A 24,344-nucleotide genomic window follows, 5' to 3' on the forward strand; every position below is an offset into this window, starting at 1 on the left:
ACGGCTGCTGACGGCGGGGGCCGGCGCCACAAGCGCCGCCCCCGCCGTTCACCCGTAGATCTTTCAGACTTCGAGAGAGACATACAGACTCATGGCGAACTACACCGCCGCTGACGTCAAGAAGCTCCGCGAGCTCACCGGCGCCGGCATGATGGACTGCAAGAAGGCGCTCGACGAGGCCGACGGCAGCGTCGACAAGGCCGTCGAGGCGCTCCGTATCAAGGGCCAGAAGGGCGTCGCCAAGCGCGAGGGCCGCTCTGCCGAGAACGGTGCCGTCGTCTCCCTCGTCTCCGAGGACAAGACGTCCGGCGTCCTCCTTGAGCTGAAGTGCGAGACGGACTTCGTCGCCAAGGGCGACAAGTTCCAGGCCGTCGCCAACGCGCTGGCCGCCCACGTCGCCGCCACCTCCCCGGCCGACATCGCCGCGCTCCTCGCCTCCGAGATCGAGCCCGGCAAGACCGTCCAGGCGTACGTGGACGAGGCCAACGCCAACCTCGGCGAGAAGATCGTCCTGGACCGCTTCGCGCAGTTCACCGGCGACTTCGTCTCCGTGTACATGCACCGCACCATGCCCGACCTGCCCCCGCAGATCGGTGTCCTGGTCGAGCTGGACAAGGCCGACGCCGACCTGGCCAAGGGCATCGCGCAGCACATCGCCGCCTTCGCCCCGAAGTACCTCTCCCGCGAGGACGTTCCGGCCGAGGTCGTCGAGGCCGAGCGCCGCGTCGCCGAGGAGACCACCCGCGCCGAGGGCAAGCCCGAGGCCGCCCTCCCGAAGATCGTCGAGGGTCGCGTCAACGGCTTCTTCAAGGAGGCCACGCTTCTCGGCCAGCCGTACGCGCTGGACAACAAGAAGTCGGTTCAGAAGGTCCTGGACGAGGCCGGTGTCACCCTGAAGCGCTTCTCGCGCATCAAGGTCGGCATCTGAGTCCGTCCGGGCGAACAGCGCCGGACCCGATAGGGTCTGGTGCAGTCGACGGCCGCACCCACGCCGGACGACCGCAGATCTGACGAGGAGGCCATTGCCGCTGTAGGGACACCAGACCCACCGGCAATGGCCTTCTTCGTATGTGCACGAGGAGAATTTCCATGGACAAGGGCGCGGACGCCATTCAGGCCGACGACAAGCGCGACGACGACAAGGGTTCCGGGCGCTTCATGCTGAAGCTCTCCGGTGAGGCTTTCGCCGGTGGCGGCGGTCTGGGCGTCGACCCCGACGTCGTGCACACCATCGCGCGCGAGATCGCCGCCGTCGTACGCGACGGCGCCCAGATCGCGGTGGTCATCGGGGGAGGCAACTTCTTCCGCGGCGCCGAGCTCCAGCAGCGCGGCATGGACCGGGCCCGCTCCGACTACATGGGCATGCTCGGCACCGTCATGAACTGCCTGGCGCTCCAGGACTTCCTGGAGAAGGAGGGCATCGACTCGCGCGTCCAGACCGCCATCACCATGGGCCAGGTCGCCGAGCCGTACATCCCGCTCCGCGCCGTGCGGCACCTGGAGAAGGGGCGCGTGGTGATCTTCGGCGCCGGTATGGGCATGCCGTACTTCTCCACCGACACCACCGCCGCCCAGCGCGCCCTGGAGATCGACGCCGAGGCGCTCCTGATGGGGAAGAACGGGGTGGACGGGGTCTACGACTCCGACCCGAAGACCAACCCCGACGCGGTGAAGTTCGACGCGCTGGAGTACGGCGAGGTGATCACGCGCGACCTGAAGGTCGCCGACGCCACCGCCATCACGCTCTGCCGTGACAACAAGCTCCCGATCCTCGTCTTCGAGCTGACCGTCGAGGGCAATATCGCCCGCGCGGTCAAGGGTGAGAAGATCGGCTCGCTCGTCAGCGATCAGAGCACCCGGGCCTGACGGCCCCCCAGGATGGACAACGGCCTGCCGGTCGGACACCGTGCAGGTGAGGACGCGACGCAGGACCCGCAGGGCCCGTCGATGACGGGTCCGCTCAAGACACGCAGGAGCACGTGGTGATCGAAGAAATCCTCCTCGAGGCCGAGGAGAAGATGGAGAAGGCCGTTGTCGTCGCGAAAGAGGACTTCGCCGCGATCCGTACCGGCCGTGCGCACCCGGCGATGTTCAACAAGATCGTCGCCGACTACTACGGCGCGCTGACCCCGATCAACCAGCTGGCCTCGTTCTCGGTTCCCGAGCCGCGGATGGCTGTCGTGACGCCGTTCGACAAGACCGCGCTGCGCAACATCGAGCAGGCGATCCGCGACTCCGACCTCGGCGTCAACCCGAGCAACGACGGCAATATCATCCGGGTGACGTTCCCCGAGCTCACCCAGGACCGCCGCAAGGAGTACATCAAGGTCGCCAAGACCAAGGCCGAGGACTCCAAGATCTCGATCCGCTCCATCCGCCGCAAGGCCAAGGAAGCGCTCGACAAGCTCGTCAAGGACAAGGAGTCCGGCGAGGACGAGGTGCGCCGCGCCGAGAAGGAGCTCGACGACACCACCGCGAAGTACGTCGCGCAGGTGGACGAGCTGCTCAAGCACAAGGAAGCCGAGCTGCTCGAAGTCTGATGAACGACTCTTCCTGGGGCGCACCGCAGGGAGCCGGCTACCGGGGTGCCCCCGAGATGGGGGTCGCTCCGGCGGGTCCCGCCTACGATGTGCATGAAGCCCAGCAGACTCGGCCCATGCCCAACGTGCCGGACGTTCCCGACGCAGGTAGAGACGCAGAGAGCCGCGACGGCCGGGACGGGGACGCCACGCACGTCAGCGGCCCCCTGTTCCGTGACGAGATGCCGCAGGAGCCCATGTCCACCCCGCTGCCGTCCCCGCCGCAGAAGAAGCGTGCGGGGCGTGATCTGCGCGCCGCCATAGGGGTCGGTGTGGGGCTCGGCGCCGTCATCGTCGCCTCGCTGTTCATCGTGAAGGCCGTCTTCGTCGGCGTGATCGTCGTCGCCGTCGTGGTCGGCCTTTGGGAGCTCACCTCCCGGCTGCGGGAGCAGAAGGGCATCAACGCGCCCCTCGTCCCGCTGGCCGTCGGCGGGGCCGCGATGGTCGTCGCCGGCTACGCGCGCGGCGCCGAGGGGGCCTGGGTCGCCATGGCCCTGACCGCCCTCGCGGTGCTGGTCTGGCGGATGACCGAGCCGCCCGACGGGTATCTCAAGGACGTCACGGCCGGTGTCTTCGCCGCGTTCTACGTCCCGTTCCTGGCCACCTTCGTAGCCATGCTGCTGACGGCGGACGACGGGCACTGGAGGGTTCTCGTCTTCCTCGTCCTTACCGTCGTCAGCGACACCGGGGCGTACGCGGTCGGCTGGCGCTTCGGCACCCACAAGCTCGCCCCCCGCATCAGCCCCGGCAAGACCCGCGAGGGACTGCTCGGTGCCGTCTCCTTCGCGATGGTCGCCGGCGCTCTGTGCATGGAGTTCCTGATCGACGGCGGCTCCTGGTGGCAGGGTCTGCTGCTCGGTCTCGCGGTCGCCGTCAGCGCCACCCTCGGTGACCTGGGCGAGTCCATGATCAAGCGGGACCTGGGGATCAAGGACATGGGCACCCTGCTCCCCGGCCACGGCGGCATCATGGACCGGCTGGACTCGCTGCTGCCGACCGCGCCGGTGTTCTGGCTGCTGCTCGTGCTGTTCGTCGGCTCCGGCTGAGGGTCCGCGCAGCCCCGCGTACCACGTCCCACCTGCACGTTCTACGAGTGAGGGTCCGTTGTCCACAGGGCGGCGGGCCCTCACCCGTCTGTCTGCGACACTGGATGAACCATGCCTAAGCCCGGAGAACTCACTTTCGTCGCGCCCCGCGGAGCCAAGAAGCCGCCGCGGCACCTCGCCGACCTCACGCCCGCCGAGCGCAAGGAAGCGGTCGCCGCGACCGGCGAGAAGCCGTTCCGCGCCCAGCAGCTCTCGCAGCACTACTTCGCGCGGTACGCGCACGACCCGGCGGAGTGGACCAACATCCCCGCCGGGTCCCGGGAGAAGCTCGCCGAGGCGCTGTTCCCGGACCTGATGTCCGTGGTCCGTCACATCAGCTGTGACGACGACACCACCCGTAAGACGCTGTGGAAGCTGCACGACGGGACGCTCGTCGAGTCCGTCCTGATGCGCTACCCCGAGCGCGTCACGATGTGCATCTCCTCCCAGGCCGGCTGTGGGATGAACTGCCCCTTCTGTGCCACCGGGCAGGCCGGGCTCGACCGCAACCTGTCGACCGCCGAGATCGTGCACCAGATCGTCGACGGCATGCGCGCCCTGCGTGACGGGGAGGTGCCCGGCGGTCCGGCCCGGCTCTCCAACATCGTCTTCATGGGCATGGGCGAGCCGCTCGCCAACTACAACCGTGTCGTCGGAGCGATCCGCCGGCTCACCGACCCCGAGCCGGACGGCCTCGGCCTCTCCCAGCGCGGGATCACCGTCTCCACCGTGGGGCTCGTCCCGGCGATGCTGCGCTTCTCCGACGAGGGCTTCAAGTGCCGCCTCGCGGTCTCGCTGCACGCCCCGGACGACGAGCTGCGCGACACCCTCGTCCCCGTCAACACCCGGTGGAACGTGCGCGAGGTGCTGGACGCCGCCTGGGAGTACGCGGAGAAGTCCGGCCGCCGGATCTCCATCGAGTACGCCCTCATCCGGGACATCAACGACCAGGCCTGGCGCGGCGACCTGCTCGGCCGGCTGCTCAAGGGCAAGCGGGTGCACGTCAACCTGATCCCGCTGAACCCGACGCCCGGCTCCAAGTGGACCGCCTCGCGCCCCGAGGACGAGAAGGCGTTCGTCGAGGCCATCGCGGCCCACGGCGTGCCCGTCACCGTCCGGGACACCCGCGGCCAGGAGATCGACGGGGCCTGCGGGCAGCTGGCGGCCTCCGAGCGCTGATCACCGGCGGACTCCCGGCGACCGGCCGAAATCCGCCGGTGTAGCCTGGGCCGAAATCAACTTCATATTCCGACAGGGGAGCGCCACAGCGCTGAGAGTGCGGCACCAAGGACAGGTTGGCCGCAGACCCTCTGAACCTCGCCCGGGTCATTCCGGGTAGGAAGTTCGGACCTTACTCAAGCTGTTGCGCCCTGCCCGCTTCCGGTACGTCCCGGCGGCGGGCAGGGCCGCGTCTCTTCCTGGTCACCTCCAGGAGGAATCACATGAACACCACCAAGAAGTACGCCTCGACCGCGCTCGCCGCGGCGCTCGGCGTCACCGTCCTCGCGGGCTGCGGCGGCTCCGACGACACCTCGGCCGGATCCGGCGCGTCGAAGGGCAGCGGCTCCAAGACCGTCACCCTGGTCACCCACGACTCCTTCAACGCCTCGGAAGCGGTGCTGAAGCAGTTCACCAAGGAGAGCGGCTACACCGTCGAGCTCCTCAAGAGCGGTGACGCCGGTGCCGCGCTCAACCAGGAGATCCTGACCAAGGGCTCCCCGCGGGGCGACGTCTTCTTCGGCGTCGACAACACCCTGCTCTCCCGCGCCCTCGACAACGGTCTCTTCACCGCGTACGAGGCCAAGGGCCTGGACCGGGTCGTGGACGGCACCGAGCAGGACGACAAGCACCGCGTCACGCCCGTCGACACCGGTGACATCTGCGTCAACTACGACAAGAAGTACTTCGCCGACAAGAAGCTCGCGCCCCCGCAGACCTTCGAGGACCTGCTGAAGCCCGCGTACAAGAACCTTCTCGTCACCGAGAACGCGGCCACCTCCTCGCCCGGCCTCGGCTTCCTCCTCGGCACCGTCGCCACCCAGGGCGAGGACGGTTACGAGGCGTACTGGAAGAAGCTCAAGGCCAACGGCGTCAAGGTCGTCGACGGCTGGGAGCAGGCCTACAACGAGGAGTTCTCGGGCTCCGCCGGCGGCAAGAAGGCCAAGGCGGACCGGCCGCTCGTCGTCAGTTATGCCTCCAGCCCGCCCGTCGAGGTCCTCTACGCCGACCCGCAGCCGAAGGAGGCGCCCACCGGGGTCTCCACCGGGACCTGCTTCCGGCAGACCGAGTACGCGGGGCTCCTGAAGGGTGCGAAGAACGAGGCGGGCGGCAAGGCGCTGCTGGACTTCCTGATCAGCAAGACGTTCCAGGAGGACGTGCCGCTGAACATGTTCGTGAACCCGGTCGTGACGGACGCGAAGCTGCCGGAGATCTTCACCGAGTTCGGCGAGACCGTCGACAAGCCGGCCACGGTGGCCCCCGACAAGATCGCCGCCAACCGTGAGCAGTGGGTCCGGTCGTGGAACTCGCTCGTCGTGAAGTAGGCCGTACCACCGGCGGAGGCGGGCGGCGGGGAGCTGCGGTGCGGCTCGGTCTGATGGCCGTGCCCGTCGCGTTCTTCGCCGTCTTCTTCGCCTACCCCGTGACCGCGATCGTCGGCCGCGGGGTGAAGACGGACGACGGCTGGCAGTTCGGGCGGATCGGCGAGGTGCTGTCCCGCCCGGACATCCTCGACGTCCTCTGGTTCACCACCTGGCAGGCGCTCGCCTCCACCGCGCTCACGTTGTTGATCGCCCTGCCCGGCGCGTACGTCTTCGCCCGCTTCGACTTCCCCGGAAAGCAGGTGCTGCGGGCGGTCGTCACCGTGCCGTTCGTGCTGCCCACCGTCGTCGTCGGCACCGCGTTCCTGGCGCTGCTCGGGCGCGGCGGCTTCCTCGACGAGCTGTGGGGCGTACGGCTCGACACCACGGTGTGGGCGATCCTGCTGGCGCACGTCTTCTTCAACTACGCGGTGGTCGTCCGGACGGTGGGCGGCCTCTGGTCGCAGCTCGACCCGCGCCAGGAGGAGGCCGCCCGGGTGCTCGGCGCCGGGCGGTTCGCCGCCTGGCGGCGGGTGACGCTGCCCGCGCTCGGCCCGGCGGTGGCCGCCGCCGCACTGATGGTCTTCCTCTTCACGTTCACCTCGTTCGGTGTCGTGCAGATCCTCGGCGGCCCCTCCTACTCCACCCTGGAGGTGGAGGTCTACCGGCAGACCGCGCAACTGCTCGACCTGCCGACGGCCGCCGTACTGACCATGGTCCAGTTCGTCGCGGTCGGCGCGATCCTCGCCCTGCACGCCGTGACCGTACGCCGTCGGGAGCGGGCGCTGAAGCTGGTGGACCCGGCGCAGACCTCCCGCCGGCCGCGCGGCGCCGGACAGTGGGCGCTGCTCGGCGGGGTCCTGCTCACCGCGCTGCTGCTGATCCTGCTGCCCCTCGGTGTGCTCGTGGAGCGGTCGTTCGACGGGCCGGGCGGTTACGGCCTCGGCTATTACGAGGCCCTCCAGTCGGCCGGGGGCAGCGGCTCGACCTTCCTCGTACCGCCGCTGGAGGCGGTCGGGAACTCCCTGCAGTACGCGTTCGTCGCCACCCTCATCGCCCTGGTCGTCGGCGGTCTCGCGGCGGCAGCCCTGACCCGGCGGGCGGGGCCGCTGGTCCGCGGCTTCGACGCCCTGCTGATGCTGCCGCTCGGGGTCTCCGCCGTCACCGTCGGCTTCGGCTTCCTCATCACCCTCGACAAGCCGCCGCTCGACCTGCGCACCTCCTGGATCCTGGTGCCGCTGGCCCAGGCGCTGGTGGGCGTCCCCTTCGTCGTACGGACCATGCTCCCCGTGCTCCGCGCGGTGGACGACCGGCTGCGCGAGGCGGCCGCCGTGCTGGGGGCCTCCCCGCTGCGGGCCTGGCGCGAGGTCGATCTGCCGCTGGTGCGGCGGGCGGTGCTCGTCGCCGCGGGCTTCGCGTTCGCCGTGTCGCTCGGGGAGTTCGGCGCCACCGTCTTCATCGCCCGGCCCGACAACCCGACCCTGCCGGTCGCCGTCGCCCGGCTGCTGGGCCGGTCCGGGGAGCTCAACTACGGGCAGGCGATGGCGCTCAGCACGATCCTGATGCTGGTGTGCGCGGTGTCGCTGCTGCTCCTCGAACGCATCCGTACCGACCGATCCGGGGAGTTCTGAACACCATGCTGAGCTTGCAGGCAGCCACCGTACGGTTCGGGAAGCGGACGGCCCTCGACGCGGTCGACCTGGAGGTCGCCGACCACCGGATCGTCTGCGTGCTCGGCCCCAGCGGCAGCGGGAAGTCCACCCTGCTCCGGGCCGTCGCCGGGCTCCAGCCGATGGACGGCGGCCGGGTGCTGCTGGCCGGGCAGGACCAGAGCGGCGTCCCGGTCCACCGGCGCGGGCTCGGCCTGATGTTCCAGGACCACCAGCTCTTCCCGCACCGCGATGCCGGCGCCAACGTCGCCTTCGGGCTGCGGATGCACGGCACAGGGCGCGCCGAGACCGAGCGCCGGGTCCGCGAACTCCTCGAACTGGTGGGCCTCCCCGGCGCCGAGCGCCGCGCGGTCGCCGCCCTCTCCGGCGGGGAGCAGCAGCGCGTCGCCCTGGCCCGGGCGCTGGCCCCGCGCCCCAAGCTCCTGATGCTGGACGAACCCCTGGGTCAGCTCGACCGCAGCCTGCGCGAACGCCTCGTCGTCGAACTGCGCACCCTCTTCCAGGAGTTGGGTACGACGGTGCTCGCCGTCACCCACGACCAGGGCGAGGCGTTCGCGCTCGCCGACCGGGTCGTCGTGATGCGGGACGGGCGGATCGCCCAGGAGGGCACCCCGCTGGACGTCTGGCAGCGCCCCGCCTCCGCGTTCGTCGCCCGCTTCCTCGGCTTCGACAACGTGACCCCGGCGACCGTGACCGGCCTGGCCGCCGACACCGCCTGGGGCAAGGTACCGGTGCCCGAGGGCTCCCCCCAGGGCGAGGCCGACCTGCTGGTCCGCCCCGCCGGGGTGCTGCTCGGCGCCCCGCAGGACGGGCTGCGCTGCACGGTCGGCGTACGCACGTTCCGCGGGAACCACGTGACCGTGCGGCTGACCCCCGAGAACGCGCCGGTGCTGGAGGCCGAGTGCGCCCTGCGGGACACCCCGGACGAGGGTGCCGTCGTGGGGGTCCGCTTCGACGCGGCGGAGACGGTGGTGCTGGCGGGGGACCCGGCACGACAGGACAGCCCCTGACCGGCACGACAGGACAGCCCCCGACCGGCGCGACAGGACAGGACGCGGCGGGCCGGGCAAGCTGAAGGCGCAGCCATAGCCCCTCCGGGGGACCGCGACCATGAGACGAGGACCGCGACGATGAACGGTGGCACCCGCCAGGGCATCGACCTCACCCGCGTGCTGCACGCTCCGCAGCGCCGGGTCTTCGCCGCCTGGACGTCACCGGAGGACTTCGCGGCCTGGTACGGCGGCGAGGCCGATGTCCCGCTGGACCGGGTGTCGATGGACGTACGGCCCGGCGGCACGTGGAGCCTGGTCATCGTGATGCCGGGCGTCGAGATGCCGTTCCACGGGGTGTACCGGGAGGTGAGCGAGCCGGACGGCCTGGTCTTCACCCTCAAGGACGGCTCGGCGCCCGAGGACGCGGAGGGCGAGACCGTCACGGTCACCTTCACCGATCTCGGCCACTCCACCACCGAACTGGCCTTCCAGCAGCGCGGCGGCAACCTCACCGCCGAGCAGTACGCGGCGGCCGAGGACGGCTGGGAGGCCTTCTTCGACGCCCTGGCCGCCCGCCTCGCAACCCACCCCTGAGCCGCCCCCTGGCGGCCTACTTCGCCAGCGGCAGCGCCGCCAGCTCCGCGATCACCCAGGTCAGCGGGGCGAACACGACCAGCAGAGCGGCAGCCCGCAGAGCCGTCGCGGAGCGCAGCACGGAGACCGGAGCGCCCATCCGGAGCAGCGCCTCGGCGGTGTGGGCGCGGGCCTGCTTCGCCTCCAGGGCCGAGGTCAGCAGCGTCGCCGCCGTACAGCCGAGGACCAGCACCGCGCCGAGCGCGGTGAGCGGGCCGTAGGGGCGCTCGTCGCCCCCGTACAGCGTCGAGGCGGCGATCACGGCGGCGACCACCGCGCAGACGATCCCGAGCGGCCGGCCGATCCGGCGCGCCTCGTCCATCAGGACCCGGCCCGCCAGCAGGCGTACGGCCCCGGGGCGCACCGCCTGGATCGCCCGCCCGCACAGATAGGTCAGCCCCGGTCCGGCCAGGGCCAGGCCGACCGCGGTCAGCGTCCAGCCCGCCAGCACCGCCACCGGGGTCGCGTCGAACCGGCCCGGCAGCGGGAACGCGCTCCCCGCCGCGTCCCGCGACGCGTACGCCTCGACCGCCAGCCCCGCCGCCACCAGCGCCACGCCCCAGGGGAGACCGCTCGGTGCCGGGGCGGGCTCCGGCAGCTCCTCGGAGCCGAAGGTGTCCCGTGGGGCGTCGGGCCGCGACCGCAGCGCCAGCGCGCTCGCCGTCGCCGAGAGGATCGGTACGAGCGCCAGCAGCATCAGCGCCGCCGCCAGCGGCAACGGGGTGCCCGCGCCGAGGAACTCCGCCGCGCCGCCGTCGAACGGCATCCCGGTCAGATCGCCGCGCAGATGCAGGAAGAAGAGCAGCGCCACCATCGAGCCGAGCGTGGTGGAGACGGCCGTCGAGACCGCGGCCAGCACCGAGAGCCGCACCGGGCCGAGGCCCACGGACGAGAGGCCCGGACGGGGCCGCGTGCTCGGATCCGTACGGGCCACCGCCACGGCGAACTGCACGGTGGCGGCCAGCGGGACGAAGCACCACAGCAGCCGCAGCACCGAACCGGCGGAGGCCGGGTGCGCGGCGGCGTACCCGAGGGCGCAGAGGAGGAGGAAGCCGACTCCGGCGGAGGCGGCGGCGACGAGCAGCCGCCGGACCAGGACGAGGGGATGCGTACCGCGGGCTAGACGGAGAGCGAGCACGCCGTGCTGCCCTCCGCATCGGGTACGCCGGGCAGGGCGACGGTGGCGACGCGGCGGCCGTCCAGCAGCGGGACGGTCCGGTCGGCGAGGGCCGCGACCTCGGCGTCGTGGGTGGCCAGGACCACCGTGATGCCGTGCGAACGGGCAGCGGCGGTCAGGGTGCGCAGCAACTGGGCGCGCTCGGCCCGGTGCAGGGTCGCGGTGGGCTCGTCGGCGAAGATCACCGTCGGCTGCGCGCACAGGGCCCGGGCGACGGAGACCCGCTGGCGCTCGGCCTGGAGCAGGGCGTGCGGACGCTTCTTGGCGAGGGCGGCGATGTCCAGGCGCTCCAGCCATTCGGTGGCGGCCTTCTTCGCGGCCCGGTGCGAGGCGCCGCGCAGCAGCAGCGGCAGCGCCGCGTTCTCCCAGGTGGTCAGCTCGGGGACGAGCTGCGGGTCGGAGCCGATCCAGCCGAACCGTTCCCTCCGCAGCTGCTCGCGCACCCGGGGAGTCATGGTGTGCACGGGGACGCTGTTGAACCAGACCTCGCCCTGCTCGGGCATCAGCCGGCCCGACAGGCAGTGCAGCAGGGTCGTCTTCCCGCTGCCGCGCGGGCCGGTCACGGCCAGGATCTCGGCGTCGCGGACGGACACCGAGACACCGGCGAGACCGGGCGATCCGTTGTGGGAGTGGTGCAGGGAACGCGCCCAGATCACGTCGTTGTCCGGCGGGGCCACCATGGCGTACACCTCGGTTCGGATGAGTTTTCCCGTTCCCCCGTACGGGGGAACGAGGACGCGGCCGATCGGTCACTGGGCACCGTAGATAGTCGGACCGGGGTGTACGCACAGCACACGGCCCGGATGCGCCCCTTCTCACTCGAAAGGGCGCATCCGGGCCGGGTGGACCGTATGAAATGACCGCTGGATGATGATCATCCAGGGGGTGTGGTGACGGTCAGAGCTTCGTCCACGCCTCCGTCAGCACGGACCGCAGGATGCCTTCGATCTCGTCGAACGTGGACTGGTCCGAGATCAGCGGCGGCGCGAGCTGGACGACCGGGTCGCCGCGGTCGTCGGCCCGGCAGTAGAGGCCGTTGTCGTACAGCGCCTTGGAGAGGAAGCCGTACAGGACGCGCTCGGTCTCCTCGTCGGTGAACGTCTCCTTGGTGGCCTTGTCCTTCACCAGCTCGATGCCGTAGAAGAAGCCGTTGCCGCGGACGTCGCCGACGATCGGCAGGTCGTGGAGCTTCTGCAGCGTGGTGAGGAAGGCGTTCTCGTTGTCCAGGACGTGCTGCGTGAGGTTCTCGCGCTCGAAGATGTCCAGGTTGGCGAGGCCGACCGCCGCGGAGACCGGGTGGCCGCCGAAGGTGTAGCCGTGCAGGAAGGTGTTGCCGCCCTGGTAGAACGGCTCCGCCAGCCGGTCCGAGATGATGCAGGCACCGATCGGGGAGTAGCCGGAGGTCATGCCCTTCGCGCAGGTGATCATGTCCGGCACGTAGTCGAACTTGTCGCAGGCGAAGATCGTGCCGAGGCGGCCGAAGGCGCAGATGACCTCGTCGGAGACGAGCAGCACGTCGTACTTGTCGCAGATCTCGCGGACCCGCTGGAAGTAGCCGGGCGGCGGCGGGAAACAGCCGCCCGCGTTCTGCACGGGCTCCAGGAAGACCGCGGCGACGGTCTCCGGGCCCTCGAAGAGGATCTCCTGCTCGATCTGGTCGGCGGCCCAGCGGCCGAACGCCACCGGGTCGTCGCCGAAGAGCGGGGCGCGGTAGATGTTGGTGTTCGGCACCTTGTGCGCGCCGGGGACCAGCGGCTCGAAGGGGGCCTTGAGGGCGGGCAGGCCGGTGATGGACAGGGCGCCCTGCGGGGTGCCGTGGTAGGCGACCGCACGCGAGATGACCTTGTACTTGGTCGGCTGGCCCTTGAGCTTGAAGTACTGCTTGGCCAGCTTCCAGGCGGTCTCGACGGCCTCGCCGCCACCGGTGGTGAAGAAGACCTTGTTGAGGTCGCCCGGCGCGTGGCTCGCGAGGCGCTCGGCCAGCTCGACGGCCTTCGGGTGGGCGTAGGACCACACCGGGAAGAAGGCGAGCTCCTGGGCCTGCTTGTACGCGGCCTCGGCGAGCTCGTGACGACCGTGGCCGGCGTTGACCACGAACAGGCCGGAGAGGCCGTCGAGGTAGCGCTTGCCCTTGTCGTCGAAGATGTAGGTTCCCTCGCCACGCACGATGGTGGGAACGGGTGCGTTCTCGTAGTCCGACATGCGGGTGAAGTGCATCCACAGGTGGTCGTACGCGGTTCGGCTGAGGTCCTTGCTCACGGCTATCGGGTTCCCCACATGTAGGTCTGCTTCTTGAGCTTGAGGTAAACAAAGCTCTCGGTGGAGCGCACGCCGGGAATGGCCCGGATGCGTTTGTTGATCGTCTCCAGCAGGTGGTCGTCGTCCTCGCAGACGATCTCCACCATCAGGTCGAAGGAGCCCGCGGTCATCACCACGTACTCGCACTCGGCCATGGCCGACAGGGCTTCGGCCACCGGATCGAGGTCGCCCTCGACATTGATGCCGACCATCGCCTGGCGCCGGAACCCCACGGTGAGCGGGTCCGTGACGGCGACGATCTGCATCACGCCCTGGTCGAGCAGCTTCTGGACGCGCTGGCGCACAGCCGCTTCGGAGAGGCCCACGGCCTTGCCGATCGCGGCGTACGGACGGCGCCCGTCCTCCTGGAGCTGTTCGATGATTGCGAGGGAGACGGCATCGACCGCTGGTGACGATCCGTTCCCGGTCCTGGAGTCTGCGCTGCGACTGGCCACACATCCACTCTGCACCGCACTCGTCTGTCTCGCAACCCCAGATCGATGAAATTCGTTGAGCAAGTGCCACGAACCAACTGAATCCGAAGCTGGGGGTGGTTGCCTATGTCGAAAGCGTCACCGGAACGATTAGGGTGGGTGTCTCACCCATCGGACAGCCGACAGGAGGGGTGGTCATGACCACCGAGGTGCGCCGTCTGCGCAACTACATCAACGGAGAGTTCCGGGACGCCGCGGACGGGCGGACCATCGATGTGGTCAGCCCGGTGACGGAAGAGGTCTACGCGACCTCGCCGCTCTCCGGCCAGGCCGATGTCGATGCCGCCATGGAGGCCGCCGCGGCCGCGTTCCCGGCCTGGCGCGACACGACGCCCGCCGAGCGCCAGAAGGCCCTGCTGAAGATCGCGGACGCCTTCGAGGAGCGGGCCGAGGACCTGATCGCGGCCGAGTCGGAGAACACCGGCAAGCCGATCGGGCTCACCCGCAGCGAGGAGGTTCCGCCGATGGTGGACCAGATCCGCTTCTTCGCGGGGGCCGCCCGGCTCCTGGAAGGCCGCTCGGCCGGCGAGTACATGGAGGGCCTGACCTCCATCGTCCGCCGCGAGCCCGTCGGCGTATGCGCGCAGGTCGCGCCGTGGAACTACCCGATGATGATGGCCGTGTGGAAGTTCGCCCCGGCGCTCGCCGCGGGCAACACCGTCGTGATCAAGCCGTCCGACACCACCCCGGCGTCGACCGTGCTGATGGCCGAGATCATGGGCCAGATCCTGCCCAAGGGCGTCTTCAACGTCCTGTGCGGCGACCGGGACACCGGCCGCGCGATGGTCGAGCACCCGACCCCGGCGATGGCCTCCATCACCGGTTCGGTACGGGCCGGCATCCAGGTCGCCGAGTCCGCCGCGAAGGACGTCAAGCGCGTCCACCTGGAGCTCGGCGGCAAGGCGCCCGTGGTGGTCTTCGAGGACGCCGACATCGCCAAGACGGTCTCGGGCGTCTCGGAGGCGGGCTTCTTCAACGCCGGCCAGGACTGTACGGCCGCGACCCGCGTCCTGGTCCACGAGTCCATCCACGACGAGTTCACCGCCGCGCTCGCCAAGGCCGCCGCCGACACGAAGACCGGGCAGCCGGACGACGAGGACGTGGCGTACGGCCCGCTCAACAACGCCAACCAGCTGAAGCAGGTCAGCGGCTTCATCGAGCGGCTCCCCGCCCACGCCAAGGTCGAGGCGGGCGGCCACCGGGTCGGCGACAAGGGCTACTTCTACGCCCCGACCGTCGTCTCCGGCCTCAAGCAGGACGACGAGATCATCCAGAACGAGGTCTTCGGGCCCGTCATCACGGTCCAGTCCTTCACCGACGAGCAGCAGGCCGTGGAGTACGCCAACGGCGTCGACTACGCGCTCGCCTCCTCGGTGTGGACGACGAACCACTCCCGCGCCATGCGCATGTCCAAGAACCTCGACTTCGGCTGCGTGTGGATCAACACCCACATCCCGCTGGTCGCGGAGATGCCGCACGGCGGGTTCAAGAAGTCCGGCTACGGCAAGGACCTCTCCGCGTACGGCTTCGAGGACTACACCCGGATCAAGCACGTCATGACGTCCATCGAGGACTGACCGGCGCGCACGTCGTACGGATACGGCCCCGGGCTCCGCGCCCGGGGCCGTATCCGTACGCCCGGGTCCTGTACGCCCGTTCCCGTACGCCCGGTCCTGTACAGGGTGTGCGGAACGGGCCCGTCCCGCTGGACGCTTGGCCCATTGTCCGCCGCCGTGACCGACCGGCATCCTGCGCGGGTGCGAGCGATCCCGAACCACCCCATGTCCCGCCGTTCCCTGCTGCGCGCCCTCGGGGCGGGGGCGGCCGGGGCCGGCCTGGCCGGCTGCGGAGTGCCCGCCGCCTTCGTCGAGCCGGGTGAGCGGGCCGGCCGCGACAGTTCCGCGACCGACCGCAGCCTGCACTTCGCCAACTGGCCGCTCTACATCGACACCGACGACGAGAACACCTCGAAGCGGCCCACCCTGGACGCCTTCTCCGAGCGGACCGGGATCTCCGTCACGTACACCGAGGAGATCAACGACAACGACGAGTTCTTCGGGAAGATCAGCCCGGCCCTGATGAACCACCAGGAGACCGGCCGGGACCTGATCGTCATCAGCGACTGGATGGCCGCCCGCTTCGTCCGGCTCGGCTGGGTCCAGGAGATGGACCGGGCCAAGCAGCCCAATGTGGCCAAGTACCTGGATCCGCAGCTGCGTTCGCCTGCCTTCGACGCGGGGCGGCGCCACAGCGTCCCCTGGCAGTCCGGGATCACCGGCATCGCGTACAACCGCAAACGGCTCGGCCGCGAGATCCGCTCCACCGGCGACCTGTGGGCGGACGACCTGCGCGGCCGGGTGACCCTGCTGTCCGGGCTCGACGAGTCGTTCGCGCTGCTGATGCAGGGCGACGGCGTCGACATCACCCGCTGGACCGCCGACGACTTCCACACCATGTGCGAGCACATCGAGAAGCGGGTCCGCTCCAAGCACATCCGCCGCTTCACCGGCAACGACTACATCAAGGACCTCTCCACCGGGGATGTGCTGGCCTGCCAGGCGTACTCCGGTGACGTCATCCAGCTCCAGGCGGACAACCCGGACATCGAGTTCGTCGTCCCCGAGGAGGGGGCCGAACTGTGGGCCGAGTCCCTGATGATCCCCAACCTCGCCCGCCACAAGCGCAACGCGGAGCGGCTGGTCGACCACTACTACGACCCCGAGGTCGCCGCCGAACTCGCCACCTGGGTCAACTACGTCTGCCCGGTGCCCGCCGCCCGTGACGTCCTCGCCTCGTCGAAGGACGAGGAGACGGCCGCACTCGCCGAGGATCCGCTGATCTTCCCCGACGACGCGATGCGCCAACGGCTGGCCATCGCACGGGACATCACCTCCGAGGAGCGCATGGGATTCGCCAAGAAGTGGAACGCCATCGTCGGGTTGTGAACCCCTACCAGGGGTGGCGTGAAGAGAGCGTAAACACGGGCGTACGCTGCGGATATGAGCGAGCGACACGCCCTCACGCGGCGCATACGCATGTGGTTGGTCTTCTTCATCGTCTGTCTGGTCCTCAGCGGGCTCACCGCCTTCCCGCTGGTCACCGAAGTCCGCTGGGCCGAGGACCTGCTGAAGGCCTCCGCCTCCCCGGTCCCCGAACACCTCCCGGCCCTGATGGAGTGGATCACCCGGGTCCGCGAAGGACTCGACACCATCGAGCGCGACCAGCCCTTCATGCTGTACGGCACCGACTGGCTGGCCTTCGCCCACCTCGTCATCGCGGTCGCCTTCTACGGGCCCTACCGCGACCCGGTCCGCAACATCTGGGTCATCGAGTTCGGCATGATCGCCTGCGCCGGGATCATCCCGCTCGCCCTGATCTGCGGACCGATCCGCGACATCCCGTTCTGGTGGACCGTGATCGACATGTCCTTCGGGGTCTTCGGCGTCATCCCGCTGCTGATCGTCCGCCGCATGATCAAGCGGCTGGAGGGGCTGGAGCAGGCACCCGCCCCTCCCGCGACTCCGGTCGCGGCGAGCGCCTGAGTCCCACGGCTTACGGCCCAGCCGGACCGATCCTCACGGCTTCCGGCCCACCGCGCCGAACTGGGCCACCTCCGGCTCCCGCGGGTTCGTACGCCAGCGGGAGCAGGAGACGATCCCCGGCTCCAGCAGGTCAAGACCGTCCAGGAACGACGCGAACTCCTCGCGGCTGCGGGCGGTGATCGGCGGGGTGGCGTTCTCGTTCCAGAAGCGCATCGCCGCCTCGTTGCCCTCGCCGCCCAGCTCCAGCGTCGGGTGGGTGAGCACCAGATGGCTGCCGGAGGGAACGGCCGCCATCAGTGTGCGGACGATGGACCGCGCCTCGTCCGTGTCCAGTACGAAGTTGAGGATGCCCAGCATCATCACCGCCACGGGCCGCCCCAGATCCAGGGTGGGCTCGGCCGCCGCCAGGATCCGCTCCGGGTGGTGCGCGTCCGCGTCGATGTACTCGGTGGCGCCCTCCAGCGAACTGCTGAGCAGGGCCCGCGCGTGGGCCAGCACGACCGGATCGTTGTCGACGTAGACGACCCGGGCGTGCGGCGCGGTGTGCTGGGCGGTCTCGTGCGTGTTGTCGGCCGTCGGCAGACCGGTGCCGATGTCCAGGAACTGGTCGATGCCCACGTCCCCGGCCAGGTGACGGACCGCCCGGCCGAGGAACGCCCGGTCGGCGCGGGCCACTTCACCGATGATCGGGTACATCCCGGTGACCTGGTCGCCCACCGCCCGGTCCACCGGGTAGTTGTCCTTGCCGCCCAGCCAGTAGTTCCAGACCCGGGCGTTGTGCGCGACATCGGTACGTATCCGGTCGGGGGCCGCGGCCTGCGGTCGGTTCTCACTCATGTCTGCTGCTCCTCGGTACCCGTCCGGCGATACGGCACCGACCATCATGCCGGACCGATCAAGAGGCCCTCGGGGCAGGGGAGTTGGAGCGCAGCTTGTGCAGGGTGTCGATCCGGTTGGTGGTGATCGAGTCGACGCCCCGCTCGATCAGCCGGCGCATCGTCCGCTTGGTGTCGGCCGTCCAGGCGGAGACCAGCAGCCCGTCCCGGTGCGCCCGGTCGGCCAGTTCACGGCTGACCAGGCCGAAGCGGTAGTTCAGCCAGCGCGGCTTCACCGCCTCCAGCAGCACGGGGCGCGGCGGGGCGAGCGTCGTCCAGGTCAGCGCGATCTCGGCGGCCGGGTCCGCGGCCCGCACCCGCAGCATGGCGTCCGCGCTAGCGCAGTAGTACGCCCGGTCGCCCGCCCCGCACTCCAGGACCGTCCCGACGATCTTCTTCACCGAGGCGTCCGTGGAGCCGGGCAGGTCCACCATCACCCGGTGCTCCCCGGCGGCGGCCAGCGCCTCGGCCAGGGTCGGCACCCCGCCGCCGGTCAGCTCCAGCACCTCCTGGTGGGTGAGCCGGTCCACGCGCCGGTCATGGCCCCACAACCGCTCCAGCGTCGCGTCGTGGAGCAGGACGGGCACCCCGTCGCGGGTCACGCGTACGTCGATCTCGACCGCGTCCGCCCCCCGGTCGAGGGCGGAGCGGATCGAGGGCAGCGTGTTCTCGCGGGCCCGGTACGGATCGCCGCGGTGTCCCACGGCGGTGATGCGGGTGGTGGTGTCGGCCATGGGGCCATTGTGACGAACGGGGTCAGCGGGCGGGGCCCCGGAGCCAGTTCGCCGTGTACGTGTCGATCTCCTCGGCCAGCCTGCGCTTGCCCGCCGGGTCGAGGAACGAGGCCTCCACCGCGTTCTTCGCGAGGCTCGCGATGCCCTGCTCGTCGAGGGCCAGCAGCCGCGCGGCGACCGCGTACTCGTTGTTCAGGTCGGTGCCGAACATGGGCGGGTCGTCGCTGTTGACGGTGACCAGCACGCCCGCCTGCACCATCTCCCGGATCGGGTGGAGCTCGATGTCGGTGACCGCGCGGGTGGCGATGTTCGACGTCGGGCAGACCTCCAGGGCGATGCGGTGCTCGGCGAGGTGCTCCAGCAGCTTCGGGTCCTGTACGGAGCTGGTGCCGTGGCCGATGCGCTCGGCCCGCAGCACGGTGAGCGCGTCCCAGATCGTCTGCGGTCCCGTGGTCTCCCCGGCGTGCGGCACCGAGTGGAGGCCCTCGGCGATGGCCCGGTCGAAGTAGGGCTTGAACTGCGGGCGCTCCACCCCGATCTCCGGTCCGCCGAGACCGAACGAGACGAGCCCCTCGGGCCGTCGCTCCACCGCGAGCCGGGCCGTCTCCTCGGCGGCCTGGAGGCCGGCCTCGCCCGGGATGTCGAAGCACCAGCGCAGGACGACGCCCAGCTCCGACTCGGCGGACTTGCGGGCGTCCTCGATCGCCTCCATGAAGGCCACTTCCGGGATCCCGCGCCGGGTCGAGCTGAACGGGGTCACGGTCAGCTCCGCGTACCGGATGTTCTGCCGGGCCATGTCCCTGGCCACCTCGAAGGTGAGCAGCCGGACGTCCTCGGGGGTGCGGATCAGGTCCACCACCGAGAGGTAGACCTCGATGAAGTGCGCGAAGTCGGTGAAGGTGAAGTAGTCGGCCAGCGCCTCGGGGTCGGTGGGCACCTTGGAGTCCGGGTGCCGGGCGGCCAGTTCGGCGACGATCCGGGGCGAGGCGGACCCGACATGGTGGACATGGAGCTCGGCCTTGGGCAGCCCGGCGATGAAGGGGTGCGGATCGGTCATGGTTCTCTCCCGGTTCGGCGTGTACGTCGGCGGTGCCCAGGGCTTGCCGGATGCACCGATCATCGTAGGCGGGGTGAGGCGCCGGGGGGCCGGGCCGTAGCATGACGGGATCACGATGGGGGAGGCCCATGTCAGACAACACAGAGCAGCCCGGGGGCGGGGCCGCGCCGCGCGATCCGTGGGCACCGCCGGACAGCAGGGTGGAACTGGGCAAGCAGGACGCCGCCCCGCCGCCGCCCGCCGTCCACAGCCAGCCGACCGTGACGTCGATGCCGAGTGCGGGTCCGGCGCCGGAGGGTACCGGCCCGATACCGACGGGCGGCGGCTTCGGCCCGCCGCCCTCGGCCGTACCGCCGCCGCCGATCGGCCCGGGCGGCCCCGGCCACCAGGCACCGCCGCCCCCGACCACCGGGCACTACGGCTACCCGGCTCCGCCGGCGCAGCCGTACGGCGGCTACCCCGGATACGACCCCTACGGCGGCCAGCAGCCCTGGGGGCCGCAGCCCTCGAACGGCCTCGGCACGGCCGCGCTGGTGCTCGGCATCATCTCGATCGTCGGCTTCTGCATGTACGGGGTGAACATCATCCTCGGCATCCTCGCGCTGATCTTCGGCATCATCGGCCTCGGCCGGGCCAAGCGCGGCGAGGCGACCAACCGGGGCATGGCGATCGCCGGGATCATCACGGGCTCGATCGGCATCGTGATCGGCTCGGTGCTCCTCGGCTTCATCATCTGGGCCATCGCCAATGACGGGTCGAGCTTCGAGGAGTCCTACGACGACGACCCGTTCGCCACGTCGCTGGTCGTCGAGGGCCGCGGCTAGCCACCGGCGGCCGACGGCGCGCAGCGCGTCGTGAGCCACCCGGCGCGTACGGCATCCGCCGCCCGGCCAGGCAGGGAACCACTCCCCGCCGGACCGGGCGGCGCTGTCGTGTCCGGCGCCAGGCCCTAGAGGGCCTGGGGAGCCCCCGCCCGCAGCCGCGCCCGCGCCTCCATCAGCGCGAACCCCAGCAGATTCAGCCCCCGCCACTCCTGCGGCCGGTCCACCCGGGCGTCGTCCGCAGCCAGCCCGATGCCCCAGATCCGGTCCAGCGGGGACGCCTCCACCAGCACCCGGTCGCCCGTCCCCAGCAGATAGCCGGCCAGCTCGGGGCTCTGCCCGAACTTCTGCGTGCTGCCTTCCACGACCAGGGCGAACCGCTCCCGTATCCACACGTCCTCGTCGAAGCCGCGCACCAGCCGCCCCGCCTTCTTCGCCGCCGCCGGGCTGCTCGCCGATACGGCCGCGCGCTCCGCCTCCGGATCACCGAAGAGGCGCGCCTTGCCGGCCATCATCCAGTGCTCGGCGGTCGCGTACGCGATGCCGTCCACCGTGAACGGAGACGGCCACCACTGGCTCAGGCAGCTCGGCCCCAGCTGCCCGTCCGGGCGCGGGCGGTGTCCCCAGAACGGCAGATACTTCACCCGCTTGCCCCGCGCCACGTCCGTCAGAAGCTCATCGATCGGTCCCATGGCATGTGAGTGTGGCATCCGCCACTGACACTCCGTACGGGGATTTCCGCAACCACACGACACATGGTCGACAGATTCCGTCGCGTAACCAAAAGGCAACAACGGAATCACTTGTTGGGCCTGGACCCCTCTGTCAGGATCGGCACTCAATTCACGAAGAGGCTACGCCGACCCCGCCCAGCGGGTACAGCGGCGGAGGAGAGCGTCATGAGCAACGGCTTCCAGGTTCAGGACCGCTTCGCGGAAGGTGCGCAGTACATCGGCGGCAAGCTGCTCCCGGGCACGTCCGGCCGCCACCACGACGTGGTGAACCCCGCGACCGGCGAGAGTGTCCTGCGCTACGAGCTGGCGGGCACCGACGACGTCGACGCGGCCGTCGCCGCCGCCCGGGCCGCCTTCCCCGGCTGGTCCGGAGCCACCCCCGGTGAGCGCTCCGAGGCGATGCACCGCTTCGCCGCCGTCCTCGCCGAGCAGGCCGACGACTTCGCGTACGCCGAGTCCCTCCAGTGCGGCAAGCCGATCAAGCTCTCCACCGAGTTCGACGTCCCCGGCACCGTCGACAACGCCGCCTTCTTCGCGGGCGCCGCCCGCCACCTGGAGGGCAAGGCCGCCGCCGAGTACGACGGCGACCACACCTCGTACGTACGGCGCGAGGCGATCGGTGTCGTCGGCTCCATCGCCCCCTGGAACTACCCCCTCCAGATGGCCGCCTGGAAGGTCCTCCCGGCCGTCGCCGCGGGCAACACCATCGTCCTCAAGCCCGCCGAGATCACCCCCCTGACCTCGCTGATGTTCGCCCAGGCCGCCACCGAGGCCGGTATCCCCGACGGTGTCATCAACATCGTCACCGGCGCGGGCAAGGACGCGGGCGAGCACCTCGTGGGCCACCCCGACGTCGTGATGACCTCCTTCACCGGGTCCACCGCCGTCGGCAAGCGGGTCGCGGAGATCGCCACCGCCACCGTCAAGCGCCTGCACCTGGAGCTCGGCGGCAAGGCCCCCTTCGTGGTCTTCGACGACGCCGACCTGGAGGCCGCCGTCCACGGCGCGGTCGCCGGATCCCTCATCAACACCGGCCAGGACTGCACCGCCGCCACCCGCGCCTACGTGCAGCGCCCCCTCTACGACGCCTTCGTCCGCGATGTCGCCGCGCTCATGGAGACCGTCCGGCTCGGCGACCCCTTCGACGCCACCACCGACCTCGGCCCCCTCATCAGCCACGCCCAGCGCGACCGCGTCGCCGCCTTCGTCGAGCGGGCCCGCGGCTACGCCCAGGTCGTCACCGGCGGCGAGGCCCCCGGCGGGGACCTCGCGGACGGCGCGTACTACCGGCCCACCCTCGTCGCGGGCGCCGCCCAGGACAGCGAGATCGTCCAGTCGGAGATCTTCGGCCCGGTCCTCGTGGTCCTCCCCTTCGACACCGACGACGAGGGCATCGCCCTCGCCAACGACACCCCGTACGGACTGGCCGCCTCCGCCTGGACCCGCGACCTGTACCGCGCGAACCGCGCCACCCGCGAGATCCAGGCGGGCTGTGTGTGGGTGAACGACCACATCCCGATCCTCTCCGAGATGCCGCACGGCGGATACAAGGCCAGCGGCTTCGGCAAGGACATGTCGGCGTACTCCTTCGAGGAGTACACGCAGGTCAAGCACGTCATGTACGACAACACCGCGGTCGCCCGCAAGGACTGGCACCGCACGATCTTCGGGGACCGATAGCAGCTGCCGCACGATCGGGGCCCGTCCACGACGACGGGCCCCGGCGGCCTCCCACCCGAAAGGGCAACGCGTATGGAGAGTTACGAGCCCGAGCGCCTCTCGCCGGTCCAGCTGGCGGCCATGAGGCGGTCCCTGACCAACGGCAGGGGCGCCCTCACCCGCCGCTCCCTGCTGCGCGCGTCCGGCATGGGCGCCCTCGCACTGGGCGGCATAGCCACCCTCGGCGCCTGCGGCATCCCGCCCGCCGGACGCGCCGAGGGAGCAGCCGCCGCCGACGACCACTCGGCCGAGGAGAAGGAAGTCACCTTCTCCAACTGGACCGAGTACATGGACGTCAGCGACGACGAGAAGAGCCGGCCCACCCTGGAGGCGTTCACCAAGCGCACCGGGATCAGGGTCAAGTACACCGAGGACATCAACGACAACGTCGAGTTCTTCGGGAAGATCAAACCGCAGCTCGCCGCAGGCCAGAACACCGGACGCGACCTCATCTGCGTCACCGACTGGCTGGCCGCCCGCATCATCCGGCTCGGCTGGGCGCAGAAGCTCGACCCGTCGAACCTGCCGCACGCCTTCGCCAACGTCTCCGCCCAGTTCCGCACCCCCGACTGGGACCCGGGACGCGCCTACTCCTACCCCTGGACCGGTATCCCGACCGTCATCGCGTACAACGCGAAGGCGACCGGCGGCCGGAAGGTCGACTCCGTCACCCAGCTGCTCGACGACCCGAAGCTCAAGGGACGCGTCTCCTTCCTCTCCGAGATGCGCGACACCGTCGGCATGACCCTCCTCGACCAGGGCAAGGACCCGGGGAAGTTCACCGACACCGACTTCGACGGCGCGATCGGCCGGCTCCAGAAGGCCGTCGACAAGAAGCAGATCCGCCGCTTCACCGGCAACGACTACACCGCCGACCTCAGCAAGGGCGACATCGCCGCCTGCGTCGGCTGGGCCGGGGACATCATCCAGCTCCAGGCCGACAACCCGGACATCAAGTTCGCCATCCCGGCCGCCGGTTACATCACCTCCAGCGACAACCTCCTGGTCCCCGCCCAGGCCCGGCACAAGACCAACGCCGAGAAGCTCATCGACTACTACTACGAGCCGCCGGTCGCCGCCCAGCTCGCCGCGTACATCAACTACGTCTGCCCGGTCGACGGCGTACGCGACGAACTCGCCAAGATCGACGAGTCGATGGCCTCCAACACCCTGATCCTCCCCGACCGGGAGATGGCGGCGAAGTCCCGCTCCTTCCGCTCCCTGAGCACGGAGGAAGAGACGGCGTACGAAGAGAAGTTCGCCAAGCTCATCGGCGCCTGACCGGGCATCCGCCGGTACCCCACCGGCCCTGCCCCTTCCCCGAACTCCCCCCGAACACACTGGGACTGCGACCC

General features: G+C 70.4%; 23 protein-coding genes. 15 read left to right on the top strand and 8 right to left on the bottom strand.

Translation table 11 applies throughout. The annotated features are described in order from the left end of the window. Positions 1-91: 91 nt before the first annotated feature. From tsf to IE264_RS15000, 9 genes are all read left to right on the top strand, one after another. The gene (gene tsf / locus IE264_RS14960) at positions 92-928 is read left to right on the top strand and encodes a translation elongation factor Ts (RefSeq protein WP_015611767.1); all 837 of its coding nucleotides are present in this window, start codon (positions 92-94) and stop codon (positions 926-928) included. Between the two features lie 161 nt (positions 929-1,089). Continuing rightward, positions 1,090-1,866 (top strand): UMP kinase, encoded by a 777-nt coding sequence (pyrH, locus tag IE264_RS14965; protein ID WP_015611768.1) that lies wholly within the window; start codon positions 1,090-1,092, stop codon positions 1,864-1,866. A 116-nt stretch (positions 1,867-1,982) separates the two neighbouring features. Next, positions 1,983-2,540, top strand: a complete 558-nt coding sequence (gene frr / locus IE264_RS14970) for a ribosome recycling factor (RefSeq protein WP_018509617.1) — start codon at positions 1,983-1,985, stop codon at positions 2,538-2,540. Continuing rightward, positions 2,540-3,625 (top strand): phosphatidate cytidylyltransferase, encoded by a 1,086-nt coding sequence (locus IE264_RS14975; protein ID WP_032757417.1) that lies wholly within the window; start codon positions 2,540-2,542, stop codon positions 3,623-3,625. Before frr ends, IE264_RS14975 begins: the two co-directional genes overlap by 1 nt. A gap of 111 nt (positions 3,626-3,736) precedes the next feature. Then, a complete protein-coding gene (rlmN, locus tag IE264_RS14980) occupies positions 3,737-4,843 on the top strand; it encodes a dual-specificity RNA methyltransferase RlmN (RefSeq protein WP_015611771.1) in 1,107 nt (368 codons plus the stop codon). A gap of 263 nt (positions 4,844-5,106) precedes the next feature. Continuing rightward, positions 5,107-6,207 carry a thiamine ABC transporter substrate-binding protein gene (locus IE264_RS14985; protein ID WP_032757416.1) on the top strand — a complete coding sequence of 367 codons (1,101 nt, stop codon included), beginning with the start codon at positions 5,107-5,109 and terminating at the stop codon, positions 6,205-6,207. A 53-nt stretch (positions 6,208-6,260) separates the two neighbouring features. Then, on the top strand, positions 6,261-7,874 hold the full coding sequence (locus IE264_RS14990; protein WP_032757590.1) for an ABC transporter permease: 1,614 nt from the start codon (positions 6,261-6,263) through the stop codon (positions 7,872-7,874). A gap of 5 nt (positions 7,875-7,879) precedes the next feature. Further along, positions 7,880-8,923: an ABC transporter ATP-binding protein gene (locus tag IE264_RS14995; RefSeq protein WP_015611774.1), complete on the top strand. Its 1,044-nt coding sequence runs from the start codon at positions 7,880-7,882 to the stop codon at positions 8,921-8,923. A 120-nt stretch (positions 8,924-9,043) separates the two neighbouring features. Then, on the top strand, positions 9,044-9,499 hold the full coding sequence (locus IE264_RS15000) for an SRPBCC family protein (RefSeq protein WP_015611775.1): 456 nt from the start codon (positions 9,044-9,046) through the stop codon (positions 9,497-9,499). A gap of 16 nt (positions 9,500-9,515) precedes the next feature. On the opposite strand, the gene IE264_RS15005 is transcribed toward IE264_RS15000, so the two are convergent. From IE264_RS15005 to IE264_RS15020, 4 genes are all read right to left on the bottom strand, one after another. Further along, positions 9,516-10,676, bottom strand: coding sequence for a hypothetical protein (locus IE264_RS15005; protein WP_032757415.1), 1,161 nt, complete (start codon positions 10,674-10,676; stop codon positions 9,516-9,518). Continuing rightward, the gene (locus tag IE264_RS15010; RefSeq protein WP_032757414.1) at positions 10,658-11,395 is read right to left on the bottom strand and encodes an ABC transporter ATP-binding protein; all 738 of its coding nucleotides are present in this window, start codon (positions 11,393-11,395) and stop codon (positions 10,658-10,660) included. The genes IE264_RS15005 and IE264_RS15010 overlap by 19 nt, the downstream gene beginning before the upstream one ends. Before the next feature lie 217 nt (positions 11,396-11,612). Then, on the bottom strand, positions 11,613-12,992 hold the full coding sequence (locus IE264_RS15015) for an aspartate aminotransferase family protein (protein WP_032757413.1): 1,380 nt from the start codon (positions 12,990-12,992) through the stop codon (positions 11,613-11,615). Continuing rightward, complete coding sequence (locus IE264_RS15020; RefSeq protein WP_030928325.1) at positions 12,977-13,468, bottom strand: Lrp/AsnC family transcriptional regulator; 492 nt, start codon at positions 13,466-13,468, stop codon at positions 12,977-12,979. The genes IE264_RS15015 and IE264_RS15020 overlap by 16 nt, the downstream gene beginning before the upstream one ends. Before the next feature lie 176 nt (positions 13,469-13,644). On the opposite strand from IE264_RS15020, the gene IE264_RS15025 reads away from it, so the two are divergent. From IE264_RS15025 to IE264_RS15035, 3 genes are all read left to right on the top strand, one after another. Further along, on the top strand, positions 13,645-15,084 hold the full coding sequence (locus IE264_RS15025) for a gamma-aminobutyraldehyde dehydrogenase (protein WP_032757412.1): 1,440 nt from the start codon (positions 13,645-13,647) through the stop codon (positions 15,082-15,084). Between the two features lie 204 nt (positions 15,085-15,288). After that, the gene (locus tag IE264_RS15030) at positions 15,289-16,452 is read left to right on the top strand and encodes a polyamine ABC transporter substrate-binding protein (RefSeq protein ID WP_032757411.1); all 1,164 of its coding nucleotides are present in this window, start codon (positions 15,289-15,291) and stop codon (positions 16,450-16,452) included. A gap of 54 nt (positions 16,453-16,506) precedes the next feature. Then, positions 16,507-17,049, top strand: coding sequence for a hypothetical protein (locus IE264_RS15035; protein WP_190167647.1), 543 nt, complete (start codon positions 16,507-16,509; stop codon positions 17,047-17,049). Between the two features lie 33 nt (positions 17,050-17,082). Here the strand turns inward: IE264_RS15035 and IE264_RS15040 are convergent, their stop codons facing one another. From IE264_RS15040 to IE264_RS15050, 3 genes are read right to left on the bottom strand one after another with little or no spacing between them, the layout of a single operon-like run. Next, positions 17,083-17,886: an SAM-dependent methyltransferase gene (locus IE264_RS15040; protein ID WP_032757409.1), complete on the bottom strand. Its 804-nt coding sequence runs from the start codon at positions 17,884-17,886 to the stop codon at positions 17,083-17,085. 58 nt (positions 17,887-17,944) lie between these two features. Then, positions 17,945-18,658, bottom strand: a complete 714-nt coding sequence (locus IE264_RS15045; protein ID WP_015611784.1) for a glycerophosphodiester phosphodiesterase — start codon at positions 18,656-18,658, stop codon at positions 17,945-17,947. 22 nt (positions 18,659-18,680) lie between these two features. Continuing rightward, positions 18,681-19,715: an adenosine deaminase gene (locus IE264_RS15050; protein ID WP_032757408.1), complete on the bottom strand. Its 1,035-nt coding sequence runs from the start codon at positions 19,713-19,715 to the stop codon at positions 18,681-18,683. 128 nt (positions 19,716-19,843) lie between these two features. Here IE264_RS15050 and IE264_RS15055 point away from each other — a divergent pair, with 128 nt between their 5' ends. Next, positions 19,844-20,539, top strand: a complete 696-nt coding sequence (locus IE264_RS15055) for a DUF4190 domain-containing protein (protein ID WP_078657470.1) — start codon at positions 19,844-19,846, stop codon at positions 20,537-20,539. A 125-nt stretch (positions 20,540-20,664) separates the two neighbouring features. Here IE264_RS15055 and ybiA read toward each other — a convergent pair whose 3' ends face one another. Beyond that, positions 20,665-21,228: a riboflavin biosynthesis intermediates N-glycosidase gene (gene ybiA / locus IE264_RS15060; RefSeq protein ID WP_032757406.1), complete on the bottom strand. Its 564-nt coding sequence runs from the start codon at positions 21,226-21,228 to the stop codon at positions 20,665-20,667. A gap of 207 nt (positions 21,229-21,435) precedes the next feature. Between ybiA and IE264_RS15065 the strand changes: the two genes are divergently transcribed. Next, entirely contained in the window at positions 21,436-22,950 is a 1,515-nt protein-coding gene (locus tag IE264_RS15065; protein WP_015611788.1) for a gamma-aminobutyraldehyde dehydrogenase, read from the top strand. Positions 22,951-23,022: 72 nt separating this feature from the next. Next, positions 23,023-24,270: an ABC transporter substrate-binding protein gene (locus IE264_RS15070; RefSeq protein WP_015611789.1), complete on the top strand. Its 1,248-nt coding sequence runs from the start codon at positions 23,023-23,025 to the stop codon at positions 24,268-24,270. Positions 24,271-24,344 lie beyond the last annotated feature (74 nt).

Source organism: Streptomyces microflavus (assembly GCF_014650075.1).
Taxonomy (GTDB): domain Bacteria; phylum Actinomycetota; class Actinomycetes; order Streptomycetales; family Streptomycetaceae; genus Streptomyces; species Streptomyces microflavus.